The sequence below is a fragment of the Pseudopedobacter sp. genome, from assembly GCF_040392825.1.
GTDB lineage: Bacteria > Bacteroidota > Bacteroidia > Sphingobacteriales > Sphingobacteriaceae > Pseudopedobacter.
Genome location: NZ_JBEBVH010000068.1, coordinates 1 through 16,551 on the forward strand (window position 1 = coordinate 1; position 16,551 = coordinate 16,551).

Genomic DNA, 16,551 nt, shown 5'->3' on the forward strand with positions numbered 1-16,551 from the left:
AATCTGCAGAGAAGAGTTTCCGAAATGTATAATATCTTCTTCTGTTAAGAAAACTTCCGGTTCGGGCGAAACTTCGTAGTTGAAACCTTGTTGGGGGGCGTAAGCTGGCACAGCATGGAGTAATGGCAGTTCCCCCTGATGTATTTGCGGCTTTAATCCGTAAATATCAAAGACAAATTTGTTCCCCAAAACATGATCTATATGGCAATGTGTATTAAGCAGTAGTTCCGGCTTCAAATCATTTTCCTTAATGTAATTTACTACAGCGTTTTGTTCTGTAGCATTGTACATTCCGGGATCAATGATTACACAGGCCTTGGTTTCATCCGATAAAATATATGTGTTTTCCTGATAAGGGTTATTTACAAATTGCTTAAGTTTTAACATGATTATTGCTTTTCTTCTAAAATCCAACTTGCAATATCGGTAACCAAAACAGCTTCTACATTTCCAGGTTCCTGATATTGTAAACTGGTACCTTTTTCACTTACAAAGCTAAATAAATGATTTAGCATAGGGTAAAGCTTAAAAGTCACATTTTTCCCTTTTAACGCAGATTTCCAAAGGTTGTAGTCGGCTGTACTAACCTGATAATCGTTACCTCCCTGAATAACCAATATTCTGTTTTTTAGTTTTTTAGCTGTTGCCACCTGATTTAGTGAATTGATATCCAACCAGTAAGATACAGGCAGACCTATAATTAAGGTGTCTTTTGGAAGTGCATTAGGTTTTATTGCTGCTCCTTTTTTAGCTTCCTGGATAGCATCTGCAAATATTTTTTTTGTCTGTGCGCTGGTATCCTGCGATGTTTTTTGAAGGTACTGATATTGCTCAACCAATACCTCTCCGAAAGTTCTGGCCGGAGCAGCAGCAATTACAATACCTTTTAAATCAGGATTTTTAGAAGCAAATCGCGGAGCAACCATTCCGCCAAGACTGTGCCCGAAAATATAAATCTTACTTTTATCTATTTCAGGAATGCTATGTGCATATTCAAGGGCTTTTTGTAAGTCGTCTTCTACTTCTTCTTTTAATGTATACGATTTATTCATAAAAGATTGGCCATAAAGCATGGTTCTTTTAACGTATCTGATAGAAGCAATTCCTTGTGTAGCCAGGCCTTCTGCTAAATCTTTGAACGGTTTGTGCTGTCCAACTGTTTCATCCATGTCTGAAGGGCCAGAGCCATGAACAAAAATTACCAAAGGAAAATTTTCACCTTTTTTAGGAAGAGTTAGCATTCCGGGTAAATCAAAATCCCCTGATTTTATAGTAATAAAGCTTTCCTTATAGGCAGATGTATCAGCATATGTTGCAGGTTTATATTGTGCAATTTGTTTTGCAGGCACAATAAAAAATCCTATCAATTTAGCATCCTTATTGTATACAAACTGGAACGGTTGGGAGCCATATTTAAACTTGCAATCTAAAATTACAGATTGTATGCTGTCCTGGCTTTTGTTTTGTGCGCCGTTTATAGATTCGAAATTCCCTAAGCTTGCGGTAATTTGCTTCCACATAACTTCTAAAGATTCTGGTTTTATTTTTTCGTGTAAACCGGAGTCAAAAAACTGCTGAGCTTCTTTAAAATTGTTTTTATTTAATGTTTCAAAAAATCGGGTAGACTGATCTATGTAGGTAAAGAAGCCTTGTGCAAAGGCAAAACTGCTACATAATAAAATAGATAAAACCGAAAGCGCTTTCTTCATTTTATTTGAGATTCTTGTATAACTGCTAAACTTTAATTTTAACGCTTAATAATAAACATTTATAAGCGGATTGTATAGAGTATTATTTGAAATTTATATGATTTATTTCTGCACACACACAATCCGGAACTTTATTCTAAACTCGAAAACTTTGAAGCTCTTATATTGAGTCTATTTCCACTTGAAAGTCGTTATCATCTTATCCAGATCCTGTTTAATAAAATGTGCAACAGGCTGAACGGAATCAAACTTAGGCTTTTCGTTAAAATATAAAGCCCCTCTAAGATAGTGTTTTGTACTGTCTGTAAGGTAAAACTGTAAGACAGATGCCGTATTTCCCTCTATGGTATAGTAAATTCCATATACCTTTTTTTTCTGGTTTCTAATTATAGCTTCGTCTATGCCTGTTGCCTTTATAGTATGCTTAAAGGCTAGTTTTCTGGAATCTTCTGTAAGTTGCTCTAATTCTTTTTGATTGGAAAAATTGTAATAACTAATATGTAGACGGGCGTTAAAATCTGGAAAAGTTAAATTATACCAGTTTTTCCTGGATTCTTTCGAGCTGTCCGGGTACATTGCTGCATATAAAGGATATTCAAAAGTGAAAGGAGCATCTGATTGGAATTGCCTGTAAGATTTTTCCGGGAACTCTATCCTAAAATATCCTCGGGGTTTGGGGGAGTAATTACCATTTCCGGAACAAGAAATAAGTCCTAAAGAGAACAAAAGAATATATAGGTAAATTCTCATGATATTTACTGTACATTTACCCGTTCCAGATTTCCCAGGATTTTTCTGCCTGAAGCTCGAGCATTTCGTAGCCATTTTTTGTTTTGGCCCCTTTTTCTCTTCCTTTTGCTAAAAAAACAGTTTCTGCCGGATTATAGATCAAATCGTAAAATAAGTGTTTATCCGAAATGAATTCATAAGGGAGATCAGGCTTTTCTGTAACGTTTGGATAAGTCCCAACCGGACTGGTATTGATAATGATATGGTGATTATCCATAATCTCTTTATTCAGATCTGCGTACGATAGCATATCTGGACCTGGATTTCTGGATACATATTTATATTCGATTCCCAACTTCTCTAAAACATATTTAACTGCTTTAGCTGCCCCGCCATTGCCTAATATCAGGGCTTTTTTATGATGAGATTCCAGCAATGGAGATAAGGACATTTCGAATCCGTAAGCATCGGTATTATATCCTTTTAAATGTTTTTGATTATTCGCTGTTGATGTGAATTTAATACAATTTACGGCACCAATGGCTTTTGCCGCTTCGTCTATTTCGTTTAAGAAGCCCATTACCTCAATTTTATGAGGAATAGTGACATTTATGCCACTTAAAAGTGGATTTTCTTCCAACAATTTGGGAAAGTCCTTAGCTACGTTCTCTATAGGAAAGAGCTTATAGCTATGATCTTGCAAACCCAGATTTTCGAATTTTTCTGTAAAATATTTCTCAGAGAATGAATGTCCCAGAGGATATCCAATTAATCCAAACTTTTTCATCAAATATGATGCAGCTAACTGCGATTATTTTTTATTCAGAAAATGATTAAAGGTATCGCCTCTTAGTCCTAAGCGGATGGTTTCTAAGGGAATAACTTCTGCAGGAGCAATATTTCCTAAATTAACGTTAGTGCCAATTAATTCAATAAACCAAACCTGCTGTGCTTTTTGAGGGGCTTCCCAAATAATTTTTTCTTCCGGAATTTGAGTTAATATTTCATCAACGAGACCTTGTCTTACCTCTCCCGAATCACGATAGATACCTACATTCCCGCCCTCTCTTGCTTCAGCAATAACTTTCCAGGAACCGGCATCTATTTCGGCCTGCATCAGCTGAATCCATTTATACGGAGCGAAGATTTTGGTAGCATCCTTTGATCCCACTTCAGAAATTACGGTTACTTGTTCGCTTAATTTCGATATGAATTTGCATTTTTCCTCGTGATTGATGTCTATAGATCCATCCGACACTTCCGCAAATTCCATCCCGAATTTATCTAAAGTACGTCTATAGTCGTCAAATTGATCTCTGATGATGAAGGCCTCAAACAGAGTCCCTCCGAAATAAACCGGAATATTTGCTTCTCTGTAAAGTTTTAGCTTTTCTTCTAAGTTGGGAGTAACATAAGATGTTGCCCAGCCTAATTTAACTATGTCTGTATGAATTCCTGCTACTTCTAAGAAATCTTCAACTTGACGGAGGCTTAGACCTTTGTCCATCACCATGGTAATTCCCTTGTTTCTGGGTTTAACTGTACGCTCAGGAATATTGTTCAGTGTGTAATTCAAACTCATAACTAATTGCAAAAGTTCAAAAAAAAAACCAAAAGTCAATCATTGGTTGGCTTCTGATTTTTTTTTCTTGATTCTTTAGCGTCTAAAACTGTTAATGATATCGATAATTATTTTGTTGTTTTGAAGAACGGGTAAATATTCGAAAAGCAGATAGTGTTTTTCGGGATCAGCACTTAAAGCTTTATGTAATTGAGCCAAAGCTTCTTTTGTCTGTCCGTCTGCAAATAAATATGCTACTAACCTGTAATGAAGTTCTGCCGCCTCCGGATTATTTTTAATACCTTCTGCAATAATTTCGATACATTTTTTAATGTCGTTCTGTTCAAACGATACCGAAGAATAATCCAGCCAGGCGTCTACATCTAAAGGGTTAAGTTCTACTACTTTTTCATAAGCTTTTTCAGATTCTTCCAGGTTTTTCAGCTTATAATACGCATCTGCAATAGCAAACCAGTAATCAGGGTTTCCCTCATCAATTTTAAGCGCTTTTTTATAATAATGTAATGATTCAAAAAATCTTTGTTCAAAATCAAGGGTCACACCTATTCCATACCATGCATCGGCCAGGGTACTGCTTATTTTTACCGCTTTTTTATAATAGTTACGAGCTTCTTCCATTTTTTCTAACTTCTCGTAACATTCGCCAATTGCACAATAAGTATGTGCATCCGGAGCTTCATAATCAAAAGTTTGTTTAAAGACTTCTATGGCTTCTTCGAACCTGTTTAGTTGTATAAGTGTGTTTCCCTTATTAAAATAAGCAGATGAAAAGTCTTCTTTAATTAGAAGGGCATAATCATAGGCGTCTATTGCTTTTTCATACATTTCGTATTTATGATAAGCATTTCCCAGATTATACCAGGCAGCATAAGAATAAGGCTCATTGTCTATGTACTGCTTATAAAACTGAATGCTTTCGTCCTGCTTGTCTAAAACGTCATAACAAAAAGCCAGTTCGTAAAGGGCGTCCTGATTTTCCATATTATTTTGCAAACAGCGTTTTAAATAAACAATAGCTTGCTCATAATCGCCAAGATTCTGGTAAACGTAAGAAATCTGCATCAGGATATCTTCTTCATGCTCCGCATGTTCCAGCGCTTTAAAAAGGTGTTCTAGAGCTTCATCATACCTACCAAGATTTTCGTAGATATTACCTCTTAAAAGGAATATATCAGGATCTGAAGGCTCCAGAAGCTCCGCTTTGTCTAAAGACTCAAATGCTTTGGGCAAATTGTTTAGGATAAGATAAAGTTGGGCCTGCTTAGTTAAAAAAGTAACTACAAAAGGGTGCTGCGAAACGGCATATTCCGTAACCTGAAGTGCTTTTGCCGGCTCGTTTTTTTCAATATAGTAATCAATAATATTGTCAAAAACATGGGAGTCAAAGAAATAATGATCATCATTACGGACCATCTCTTCATATCGCTCCACCGAATGTTTAGGGTCTTCAGAAAACTCAAACTCAAATTCTTCTTCTTCCATATTCTACCTTTCTTATGAGAACGTATTTCTTCCTAAAAATTTTATTGTATCAGCTTTTATGGAAAATTATTACCCTCAAATTATAATTTTATTCGATCAATCCAAATAACAAGTTTTCAACAACTATGCCCGTTTTGTCGAAAATTAAAAACGCGATTGACAAAAATAGCCAAAATTTGTGGGCTTCGAACTAAAAAACTGTCACAGTAACATTTTAAAGAAGGCCACAAGCCTCCGGTTTTTAAAAAATTGAAAACATTATCTGTTCGCTAATGTTAAAAACTAGTGCTAAAATTTAAAAAATACCATTATGAAAAAACAAATTAATGCCTTAATGCTGGCTGTTGGTATTGCTGCATTCTCGGCTTTGACATCGTGTAACCAAAATAGGCAGAACTCGTCCCAACAGAAGTTAGATTCGCTGGCAGCAGAACCAGAATCTCTTTCAATTGAGGCTATGCAAGAGACTAACGACTTTCAGAACGCTAAATTAGATATCAAAAATGTGAAGTCTGAAATTGCAGGTGACTCCGTAAAATTAACTTTTGATTTTGATGTACAAAATTATGAACTAACTAAGCAAACGGAAGATGGGCATAAAGAACATACTGCAAACTCTGCAGAAGGGCAGCATATTCATTTTATATTAGACAACAAGCCGTACGTTGCTTTATACAAGCCTACACATTCCGTTACGTTAGCAAAAAATTCAGAACATGTGTTACTTTGTTTCCTTTCCAGATCATATCATTTGTCTTTGAAAACACCGGATGCTTCGGTATTGGTGAAATTTAAAGTAGATGCTAATGGAAAGTATGTGAAGGCCGAAGATCCTATGGACCCTATGTTATTCTATAGCAGACCTAAAGGGGAATATAAAGGAGCAGATACTGAAAATCTGTTGCTGGATTTTTATGTAAAGAACCTCAATCTTTCTCCTAATGACTACAAAGTAAAAGTGGAGGTAGGAGATACCACATTTACTGTAGATTCCTGGAAACCGTATTTGATTAAAGGGGCGAAGGCTGGAGATCTTGAAGTGAAGCTATCTTTAATAGATCCTAAAGGTAAAGAAGTTGGCGGTACATACGGAGAAATTGAGAGAACTTCTAAAATTACACCTTAAATTTATAAAGGCTACAAGCTGAATGTACAAATCTTAAAGCTAAAAGATTCGGATAGATATAGTAATGTATCTGATATGAACAAATAAGCTTTATAACTCCAAAGGGCACAAGGTTTAAAAATATTCTTGTGTCCTTTGTGGTTTCGTTAAGGCTCTATGCAGAAAAACCAAACTACCCAAATAGCAATTCAAATACTTCTTCAACCTTAGCCACTGTTTGTATTGCTATTTGAAATTTACTTAAGTCTAACCCTTTCTTGTTGTATTTAGATATAAAAATCTGCTCGAAACCAAGCTTTTCCGCTTCTGCAATACGCTGTTCTATTCTGGTTACGGCTCTAATTTCTCCCGAAAGGCCCACTTCGGCAGCAAAACATATTTTATGGGAAATTGGAATGTCTTCATGAGAGGAGATTATGGCTGCAATAAGACCTAAGTCTATACTTGGATCTTCTATTTTAATTCCCCCGGCAATATTAAGAAAGACATCTTTTGCTCCAAGCTTAAAACCACACCTTTTTTCTAAAACAGCCAATAGCATGTTCATGCGCTTGGTATCAAATCCGGTAGCCGAACGCTGCGGAGTGCCGTATGGAGAATTGCTTACTAAAGCCTGCGTTTCAATAAGCATTGGCCTCATTCCCTCCATGGTAGCCGATACGGTTACTCCGCTTAAAGCTTCTTCTCTTAGCGAAAGTAATATTTCTGAAGGGTTTGAAACTTCCCGTAATCCGCTGCCCTGCATTTCGTAGATTCCTAATTCCGAAGCGGAGCCGAATCTGTTTTTTATTGCTCTTAAAATTCTGTAAACATGATGTCTATCGCCTTCAAATTGCAGTACGGTGTCAACCATATGTTCCAGTATTTTTGGTCCGGCAATCATTCCATCTTTAGTAATATGTCCAATTAAAAAGACAGGAGTATTAGACTCTTTTGCAAAGCGTAAAAGTTCGGCTGTACACTCTCTAACTTGTGACACACTTCCCGGAGTGGACTCTATATGAGCAGAATGCAGCGTCTGTATAGAATCGATAACAACAATGTTTGGCTCTAAAACCTCTATTTGCTTGAATATATTTTGAGTGGACGTTTCAGTTAGAATATAACAGTCGGAGAGAGGCGAAGATAAAATCCTTTCGGCTCTCAATTTAATCTGCTGTTCACTTTCTTCTCCCGATACGTATAAAACCTTTATTTTTGGAAGTGTTAATGCTAGTTGAAGCATTAGCGTAGATTTTCCAATACCAGGTTCTCCGCCAATTAACACTAAAGAGCCACCCACAATTCCTCCACCTAAAACTCTATTCAATTCTTTGTCTGGCGTAATTAGTCTATGCTCTTCTGTATAGGTAATTTCCTGAATTTTATGTGGCTGATTGGTTCTGGAAACAGCCGTGTGTGTTATATTTCTCCAATCGGGAATTCCGCCGGTTTTCTTTTCTACAATTTCTTCTACAAAAGTATTCCATTGTTGGCAAGAGGGGCATTTGCCTAACCATTTTGGGGATTCGTATCCGCAACTCTGACAGAAATAGGATGTTTTTGTTTTAGCCAATTGATGTTAGATTTTAGATTACGAAGTACGATGTTTATTTCCCGGATTACAAAAAGTTTGTGGATTTAGTTCTTAATTACTTATTCAACTGTTTTATTACTGTAAGCGGAAAGTAATAGGTACAGTGAACGACGTTCTGGCCGCTCTGCCGTTCTGTATTCCCGGCTCCCATTTAGGACTCAATTGTAATACTCGAATAGCTTCATCATCCAACGAGGACGAAATACCTCGTAATACCTTAATATCAGACAATGTGCCATCTTTTTCTACTATAAACTTTAGTACAACTTGCCCCTGTTCTTTGTTTTTCTTACTGTCGCTTGGATATTTTAGATTATTCGAAAGAAAAACGTAAAAGCGTTTTACCCCCCCTTTAAACTGGGGTAGTTTTTCTTTTATTGTATAGGTTCCAGTTTCTTCGTCGTCGGTAGTAAATTTTCCACTTATAAATTCTCCATGATCATAAAGATCCTCGTTTTTAATTTTCGATTTTGAATTATACTCTTCCCAAAAACCGTTTTTTTTGCCATTTACATATTCCCCTTTTCTGTAATCTCCATTGGCTAGTGACTGATTTACAAATCCATTCCCATTTCCATCAAGAAATGTATTACCTAAAGAATCTGCAATCTGTAAGATTTTAAAAATTCTTTTCAATGGTTCTGTTGGGTCAGATTCATATTTCCTGATTTCTTTGAGCTTTCCATTGTTATAAAACATTTTTGCTTCACCTTGTATAAGACCTTTGCTGTAGGTTAGATCACTTACAACTTGGCCGTTTTTTGCATAAGAAAGCACGCGTCCTTCCAATTTTAATGGGCTTATATTAGAAGTTTCCCCGGTTCTCTTCAACTCATTATTATGATAGTATTCTACCAATTCGTAAAAAGGTTTACCTTCATCAGGCTCTCTTATAATACGGATAAAATCAGCACTGTCTCTTATTTTGACTTCTCTTCCATCATTTTTTAAGAAGTATACATTCTGACCTCTTTGTGCAAAAGTAGAAAACGAAAGTGCAGTCAGACTTAAGAGTAAAATAATTTTCATATGTGCTAAAATAATTCTTTTAAAATAACGAGCAAAGAAAGCGGTAAAAATCCGATATAAAATATTGAATTATTAATTTTAGCATATTAAAAACGTAAATGTTCGATTATTAATAATTTATGGAGCTATACTATTCTTTTTCTGTGCTTATCGTATTGGCATCAATATTTTCTTATCTCAACATTCGCTATCTAAAATTGCCGTCTACTATTGGCGTTATGCTTATTGCCATGTTCGTTTCTATGGCTCTGGTTGTTTTGGGAAATATTTATCCGGCTTTATTAAGAGATTTTTCAGAAATACTCAAAGATGTGGATTTCACAGAGGTACTGATGGGAGCCATGTTAAATTTTTTGTTGTTTGCAGGAGCTATTCACATCAATTTGTCAGATTTGCGCGAGCAGAAGCTTCCAGTAATAGTTTTTTCATCAATAAGTGTTGTTATATCAACTTTCGCTATCGGTAGTATATTATTTTATCTGCTTCCTTATTTATCGATAGATCTTCCTTTTATTTATTGTTTATTATTTGGAGCGTTAATTTCTCCTACGGATCCTATTGCTGTATTGGGTATTTTAAAAGGCGCAAATGTTCCAAAGTCTCTTGAAACTAAAGTTGCAGGAGAATCTTTATTTAACGACGGGGTCGCAGTAGTGGTTTTTGCAGTGATTCTAAAGCTTACACAAGGTTCTGATGTCGATATTTCTTTCGGCAATATCAGTTGGCTGTTTATTAAGGAAGCATTAGGGGGCTTACTGCTTGGCGTAGTTTTGGGAATCGGCTCCGCCAATTTTATGAGAAAAGTAGACGATTATAAAGTGTCCGTTTTAATGACTTTATCTGTTGTAATGGGCGGTTATCTGGTGGCGCATAGCTTACATATATCAGGGCCTTTAACTATGGTATCAGCAGGTTTAGTCCTCGGGAATTATGGAAAGCGAAGCCATACTATAGCCCCCGCTACTAAAGATTATCTAAACAAATTCTGGGAATTGATTGACGAAATTCTTAACGCCATTTTATTTCTTTTCATAGGATTCGAACTGTTATTGATTCCGCAAGTTTTTGATTATTGGGCCGTAGGCCTATTGGCTATTGTTGTGGTATTGATGGGCCGGTTTCTTTCTATTTTTATACCAGCAAGAATGATCCCTTTTAATGAGAAATTTGATATGCCAACAATTAGAATCTTGGTATGGGGAGGATTGAGGGGTGGGGTGTCTATTGCATTAGCCTTATCTATTTCAAACGGACCTTATAAAGAATTGATTATCTCTATCACCTATTTTGTTGTTGTATTTTCTATTGTAGTTCAGGGCTTAACAATAGGAAAACTGGCTAACAGGGTTTTACCAAAAACTTAATACTGGAATAGCAGAAATCTTATTATTAAATATAAAATCGAAGCCTCATCTAATTTGCTGCATTAAGCCATTTGCTGCTGAATACATTGTATTATTAATGTTATATTGTATCAACAATAAATGCTAGATGGTATTGACTAATGTTTGTTAATGCAAGCAAACTATTAGAGAATATTAAACATAAATTATTATGAGAAAACAAATTTTAAATAAACTAAGCTTTACATTAGCTCTTGTTGGCTTGAGTTTAAGTATCATGGCACAATCCACAATTATTAAACAAGACCTGTCTATTTATCCGAAACCAGAAAAAGGATATAAGCAATTAGTTATAGAAGTTCCGCATTCAAAGAATGATATTAACAAGCGTATTGAGTTTACTGTTGGAAAATGGATGGAAGTAGACGGATGCAACAGTCATGGCCTGCAAGGAACACTGGAAAAGAAAGATTTGCAAGGATGGGGATACAATTATTATATATTCAAAACCAAAGGAGATGTATTTTCTACACAAATGGCCTGTCCCGGAACCCCTAATAGACATATGTTCGTTTCGGGGCAGCGAGAATTTGTAAATTACAATGGACAATTGCCGATTGTGATTTATGTACCGGAAGGTTATGATGTACAATTCAGGATTTACAAAGCTGAAGAAGATATTTATCAGGCCAGCGAAGTAAGACAAAAAAAATAGAAAATTATTTTTATAGAATAAGAACCTATACTGTTTAGAGGTCGGATCAGACTTTCTTCGCAGCTATCAGATTAAGTAAAAAATGCCGTTATTCTATTTATTACAATTGGAATGACGGCATTTTTGATAATTCTCTTTGAAAGAGCGGAAATTTTTGGTTATTAAACATGGTGCAAATGCCGCAAATATTCTTTCATGCTTATCATTTCGCCGCCCATGCTCTCCAGGTGGGAAGTGTAAACCTGACAATCAACCAGGTTGATATCCAAATTGTTAAAAAGCCATATCAAGGCAATTTTTGAACTATTACTGACTTTCGAGAACATAGACTCTCCGCAAAAGACCTTATTAATTAAAACACCATACAATCCGCCAACAAGTTTGTTCTCTTGCCATACTTCCACAGAATGGGCAAAACCAAGTTCATGTAAGCGAATGTAGGCTTCTTGCATATCTTGCGTAATCCAGGTATCCTCCTGATCTTTTCTTTTAATTTTCGAACACGCTTTGATTACTGCTGAAAAAGCAGTGTCAAAAGTTACTTTAAACTTTTTTGAACGAAGAATTTGCTTCATGCTCTTACTGATTTTCAGTTTGTGAGGAAAAACTACAAACCTTTCATGTGGAGCGTACCATAATATCGGAGACTCATCAGAGTACCATGGGAAAATACCACTGTGGTAAGCCAAAAGTAGCCTTTCCGGAGAAAGATCTCCGCCTACAGCTAATAGCCCGTCTTCTTCTGCCAGTTCAACCCGAGGAAATGATAATGTGTCGTTTAATATAAAAAACACGGAATAATACGTTATAATAATGCCTGGGCTAAAAATAAAATAAAAAATGAATTTATCTTTTTAAGAATTAAACCTTAGTTTTATATAATGGTCTAAAACCCATAAAGATATACACCATTATGAATCAGTATGAAAAAATAAAGCACCTCTATGCAAGAGCAGGCTTTGGAATTCACTATGAGGAACTTCAAAAGCTGCGGAAGCAATCTATAGAAAAGATTGTTGATAAGATCTTTTCTGCTTCTTCAAAATACAGACCACTATCTGTTGTTGATATTCCCAAGCAGGAAATACCCTATGGTAAATTAACTAACGAAGAAAGACGACAGAGACAACGAATGTTTAGTGAGCAAACGCGATCGCTAAATGTGGCTTTTTTAGAAAAGCTGGCGTTTGACGAGGCTTTTCTGCGAGAGAAAATGACTTTATTTTTTCACGGACACTTTGCTTGCCGTCAACAAAATGCTCCATACCATATCCAGGAGCTTAATAATATACACCGCGAATACGCTTTAGGGAACTTCAAGGCCCTAACCATTGCTGTTTCTCAGTCCAGGGCAATGTTATCCTTTTTGAATAATCAGCAGAATAGGAAAGGTAAGCCTAATGAAAACTTTGCAAGGGAACTGATGGAGCTTTTTACGCTGGGAGTTGGCCATTATACCGAAAATGATATTAAAGCTTCTGCAAGAGCATTTACTGGATGGAGATATAATAAAGAAAGTCAGTTTGAATTTGCAACCAAGCTTCACGATGATGGGGTAAAGACTTTTTTTGGAAAAACCGGAAAGTTTAATGGTCAGGATATCATGGACATGATTTTCGAAAAGCGTCAGGCCGCATATTTCATGGCAGGCAAACTCTACTGCTTTTTTGTGAATGAAACGCCTAACGATGCCCGTATTAAGGAACTGGGAGATTACTTTTATGATAAAAACTATGAGCTGAAGCCTTTGCTAAAAAAAATGTTTACTTCAGATTGGTTTTATGATGATGCAAACGTAGGCAATAAAATAAAATCGCCAATAGAATTTATTGCTGGATTGAACAGACAGTTTTATATTGATTATGAAAACAAAGGAGTTCTGTTTAGATTTCAGCAAGCTTTGGGACAAACGCTGTTTTACCCACCTAATGTATCTGGGTGGCCAATGGGTAAAGAGTTTATCGACAGTTCTTCATTAATGTTGCGTTTAAAAATCCCTTCTACTGTAATTAATAATGGCGTATTGGAGTTTGAAGGTAAGGCCGACCCTGATGATGAAGCGATTATAGCCTTAGCAAGGAGAGAAAGCCCTAAAGTTGCTCAAAGAATTAAAGCTAACGTAAATTGGGACAAGTTTGCAGAAGGGCTACCCTCAAAAATAGATAATAAAGAGTTAGCTTCTTTCCTTTTAAGAGCCCCAATAAATAATGTGTTATTAAATAATATTTCAGCGTCTGCAGAGCTTAAGACTAAAGTAGTACAGATTTTAAGCACACCTGAATATCAATTATGTTAACTCCCAAAAACTTAATAAAATGAAAAGAAGAGATTTTTTAAAAAACACAAGTTTAGCTTCGGGAGCATTTCTGATTCCGTCTTTCCTGAAGCCGTTGGAGGCAATGGCTTTGAATAAATTAAGCGGACATAGAAACCTGGTTATTATTCAGCTTTCTGGAGGTAACGATGGTTTGAATACGGTTGTTCCTTTTGGTCTGGATGAATATTATCAGGGAAGAAAAACAATTGCCATAGCTCCTGATAAAGTGATTAAGCTTAATGACGTACAGGGATTGAATCCTGCAATGGAAGCTTTAAGAGGATTGTACGATCAGGGAGAGATGAGTATTATTAACAGTGTAGGATATCCAAATCCAAACAGATCTCACTTTAGGTCAATGGATATCTGGCAAACGGCCAGCGACTCAGATCAGTACCTTTCTACGGGTTGGATAGGACGTTATCTAGACTCTAACTGTAAGGAATGTGGCTTCCCTTACGCGGCAATAGAAGTAGATGATACTTTGTCTTTGGCGATGAAAGGCGGTAATTTGAAAGGAATAGCGGTTAAAGATCCGCAACAACTTTATAAAAACACCAGAGAACCGTTTTTTAGAGAAGTAATTAATGACAATAAAGAAATGCTGGATGAAGATAATCTCGGTTATTTGTATAAAACGATGATAGAGACTTCTTCTTCTGCAAAATATATCTTAGAAAAGTCTAAAACTTATAAGTCTTTATCCGATTATCCAAATAATGCATTTGGAAATCAATTAAAAACGATTGCTAAATTCATCAATTCTGGTTTGTCTACACGGGTTTATTATGTTTCTTTAAGTGGTTTTGATACGCATATCAATCAAGTAAACCAACAGGCAAGGTTGCTACAACAATATAGTGAAGGAATAAATGCTTTTACTAACGATTTGAAGAAAGCAGGAAACTTTAAAGACACTCTGGTACTTACATTTTCAGAATTTGGAAGAAGAGTACAACAGAATGCGAGTGACGGAACAGATCATGGAACGGCTAATAATATTTTCTTGTACGGAGGTAATTTAAAAGAACAAGGGATAATTAATGCAGCACCAAATCTGAAAGACCTTGATAATGGCGATCTAAAGTATCAGATAGATTTTAGACAGGTTTATGCTACCGTATTGGATAAATGGCTGGCGGTTGATGATGCTAAAGTTCTGAATAAGAAGTTTTCTTCGTTGAACTTTATTTAAATCTCTGTATTAAAAATACCCTGATTTTTCTGCAGATTCTTTAAAATACATAGGGAATCTACAGAAAAATCAGAATTAAAATGCAGACAGGGTAATTTGCATTTAGTAGTAACCCTGTCTGCGTTTATGCTCTTTTCAATTTCTTTTCACCCAATAACCAGCTTTCTTTCTTCGGAGCACTTAATTTCTTAATATCTGCCTTAGTTTTCGAGAAGGTCGTGATATGGTCTACAGCTTCTTCAATAGAATCGGTAAAAAGGATTAAATGCAAATCTTCTTCGCTTATGGTCCTTTGTGTTGCCATCAAGGCAATATGTTCTTCTATATGTTGATGAAATTCGCGGCCCATAACTACAATAGGGAAACGTTCTATCTTTCCAGTTTGAATCAGGGTAACCGTTTCAAAGAATTCATCAAGCGTACCAAACCCGCCAGGGAAGATGATAAAAGCAAAAGAATATTTTCTCAAAAGTTCTTTTCTAACAAAGAAATACCCTAATGTAACAAAACGATCCATATATGGGTTGTGACTTTGCTCGTGGGGAAGCACTATATTACATCCCAAAGAAAGGCCGTTAGCATCTTTTGCACCTCTATTGGCCGCTTCCATAATGCCCGGACCACCACCGGTCATAATCGCAAACTTCAATGCTGCCAGTTGTTTAGAAACTTCTCTAGCCATTTTATAGTATTGGTGATTTTCATCAAATCTTGCCGAGCCAAAAACGGTGACACATGGACCAATAAAATGTAAAGACCTAAATCCTTTTAAAAATTGCATAACAACACCGCCCACGTACTTCAATTCTTTCCATCTTGCTCTTGGTCCTTCTAAAAATTTTTGCTCTTCTTTAAAAAATATATTGCTCATGTCTTTTTAGTTCATTAGTAAAATAATCATTAGTTCATTAGTGGTGGCCTTCTAGTGCGTACTACTTTTTCATCTTTATACTTGCCTTATACATTACATATATCCTTACAAACTCTCCGAATATAGCGATAGGGACTAATAAATTGTTAATAAACTGCCAATTGGAAAAATAGGTAATCAGGGAAATGAAGCCAAAAGAAAACATAAAATAAATGAATCTTATAGGCAGCTGGCAGTAATAAACTATAATTCCGGCTCGCTTCGGGATCATCAGTAAGATAAAAGAGACTAATATAGAAAGCCAACCCAACAGAAAAAGAGATCTGGAGAAAAACTGGATAGCTGTAAGTGTTTCATTTTTTAAAAACGACAGTGCTTGTGCTTTTGCCTGATCTGCCAACAGGCAAAAGCAGATGAGGTCTAATAATGCAAAAAATCGAAGGATTAACTTCATGTTCTTATTTCCTGAACGCGAAGATACATTAATTAGCGTTTTGTTCAATCAGTTTATACTTAAGAAGAGAACCTCTTTAAGAGGAAGTCGCGGTTAAAGGTGGGCAGGTCGATATTTTTGGGCTTATAACTTTGCCTTTATGGTTCATGTGGAAATTAGAAGACAAATCACATTTGGGCTGGCAGCTATATTCTATTCTCAATACTACTTCCATTATATGAAAGCCCCGTCTTTTCTTAATCATCACCTTAGTTGATTCTCTATGAATCCAAATAGAATCTATATTAAATCCAATTTGAGTCCATGTTTTTTAAACAAAACATGGATTTTATATGGTTTTATAATAGTAAGATATCTGTTAAAAAAGGAAGCAATTAGGGTGAATTTCCAGATAAATTGCATATATTGGTTTTTCTTAACCAA

General features: G+C 35.9%; 16 protein-coding genes. 5 read left to right on the forward strand and 11 right to left on the reverse strand.

Features of this window, described 5'->3' with window-relative positions; translation table 11 throughout:
- From ABWO41_RS06870 to ABWO41_RS06895, 6 genes are all read right to left on the reverse strand, one after another.
- Positions 1-387, reverse strand: a 387-nt coding sequence (locus ABWO41_RS06870) for an MBL fold metallo-hydrolase (protein ID WP_353135454.1), incomplete at its 3' end; no start/stop codon positions are given.
- 2 nt (positions 388-389) lie between these two features.
- Positions 390-1,709, reverse strand: coding sequence for an alpha/beta hydrolase (locus ABWO41_RS06875; RefSeq protein ID WP_353135457.1), 1,320 nt, complete (start codon positions 1,707-1,709; stop codon positions 390-392).
- A gap of 171 nt (positions 1,710-1,880) precedes the next feature.
- Positions 1,881-2,459 carry a gliding motility lipoprotein GldD gene (gene gldD / locus ABWO41_RS06880; RefSeq protein ID WP_353135460.1) on the reverse strand — a complete coding sequence of 193 codons (579 nt, stop codon included), beginning with the start codon at positions 2,457-2,459 and terminating at the stop codon, positions 1,881-1,883.
- 16 nt (positions 2,460-2,475) lie between these two features.
- Complete coding sequence (locus ABWO41_RS06885) at positions 2,476-3,225, reverse strand: shikimate dehydrogenase family protein (RefSeq protein ID WP_353135463.1); 750 nt, start codon at positions 3,223-3,225, stop codon at positions 2,476-2,478.
- 24 nt (positions 3,226-3,249) lie between these two features.
- On the reverse strand, positions 3,250-4,014 hold the full coding sequence (locus tag ABWO41_RS06890) for a phosphosulfolactate synthase (RefSeq protein ID WP_353135499.1): 765 nt from the start codon (positions 4,012-4,014) through the stop codon (positions 3,250-3,252).
- Between the two features lie 81 nt (positions 4,015-4,095).
- Positions 4,096-5,502, reverse strand: a complete 1,407-nt coding sequence (locus ABWO41_RS06895) for a tetratricopeptide repeat protein (RefSeq protein WP_353135466.1) — start codon at positions 5,500-5,502, stop codon at positions 4,096-4,098.
- A gap of 310 nt (positions 5,503-5,812) precedes the next feature.
- Here ABWO41_RS06895 and ABWO41_RS06900 point away from each other — a divergent pair, with 310 nt between their 5' ends.
- Complete coding sequence (locus tag ABWO41_RS06900) at positions 5,813-6,628, forward strand: hypothetical protein (protein WP_353135469.1); 816 nt, start codon at positions 5,813-5,815, stop codon at positions 6,626-6,628.
- A gap of 172 nt (positions 6,629-6,800) precedes the next feature.
- On the opposite strand, the gene radA is transcribed toward ABWO41_RS06900, so the two are convergent.
- Both radA and ABWO41_RS06910 read right to left on the reverse strand, forming a co-directional pair.
- A complete protein-coding gene (radA, locus tag ABWO41_RS06905; RefSeq protein ID WP_353135472.1) occupies positions 6,801-8,183 on the reverse strand; it encodes a DNA repair protein RadA in 1,383 nt (460 codons plus the stop codon).
- A 96-nt stretch (positions 8,184-8,279) separates the two neighbouring features.
- Complete coding sequence (locus ABWO41_RS06910) at positions 8,280-9,233, reverse strand: TonB family protein (protein WP_353135475.1); 954 nt, start codon at positions 9,231-9,233, stop codon at positions 8,280-8,282.
- A gap of 119 nt (positions 9,234-9,352) precedes the next feature.
- On the opposite strand from ABWO41_RS06910, the gene ABWO41_RS06915 reads away from it, so the two are divergent.
- Both ABWO41_RS06915 and ABWO41_RS06920 read left to right on the forward strand, forming a co-directional pair.
- Complete coding sequence (locus tag ABWO41_RS06915; protein WP_353135478.1) at positions 9,353-10,597, forward strand: cation:proton antiporter; 1,245 nt, start codon at positions 9,353-9,355, stop codon at positions 10,595-10,597.
- A gap of 190 nt (positions 10,598-10,787) precedes the next feature.
- Positions 10,788-11,291 (forward strand): ecotin, encoded by a 504-nt coding sequence (locus tag ABWO41_RS06920; protein ID WP_353135481.1) that lies wholly within the window; start codon positions 10,788-10,790, stop codon positions 11,289-11,291.
- A gap of 161 nt (positions 11,292-11,452) precedes the next feature.
- On the opposite strand, the gene aat is transcribed toward ABWO41_RS06920, so the two are convergent.
- Entirely contained in the window at positions 11,453-12,085 is a 633-nt protein-coding gene (gene aat / locus ABWO41_RS06925; protein ID WP_353135484.1) for a leucyl/phenylalanyl-tRNA--protein transferase, read from the reverse strand.
- Between the two features lie 119 nt (positions 12,086-12,204).
- Between aat and ABWO41_RS06930 the strand changes: the two genes are divergently transcribed.
- A complete protein-coding gene (locus ABWO41_RS06930; RefSeq protein WP_353135487.1) occupies positions 12,205-13,587 on the forward strand; it encodes a DUF1800 domain-containing protein in 1,383 nt (460 codons plus the stop codon).
- A gap of 19 nt (positions 13,588-13,606) precedes the next feature.
- A complete protein-coding gene (locus ABWO41_RS06935) occupies positions 13,607-14,803 on the forward strand; it encodes a DUF1501 domain-containing protein (RefSeq protein WP_353135490.1) in 1,197 nt (398 codons plus the stop codon).
- A 124-nt stretch (positions 14,804-14,927) separates the two neighbouring features.
- On the opposite strand, the gene ABWO41_RS06940 is transcribed toward ABWO41_RS06935, so the two are convergent.
- Together ABWO41_RS06940 and ABWO41_RS06945 are read right to left on the reverse strand one after the other, a co-directional pair.
- Positions 14,928-15,674, reverse strand: a complete 747-nt coding sequence (locus tag ABWO41_RS06940; RefSeq protein ID WP_353135493.1) for an LOG family protein — start codon at positions 15,672-15,674, stop codon at positions 14,928-14,930.
- A 61-nt stretch (positions 15,675-15,735) separates the two neighbouring features.
- The gene (locus ABWO41_RS06945) at positions 15,736-16,128 is read right to left on the reverse strand and encodes a hypothetical protein (RefSeq protein ID WP_353135496.1); all 393 of its coding nucleotides are present in this window, start codon (positions 16,126-16,128) and stop codon (positions 15,736-15,738) included.
- Between the last annotated feature and the right edge of the window lie 423 nt (positions 16,129-16,551).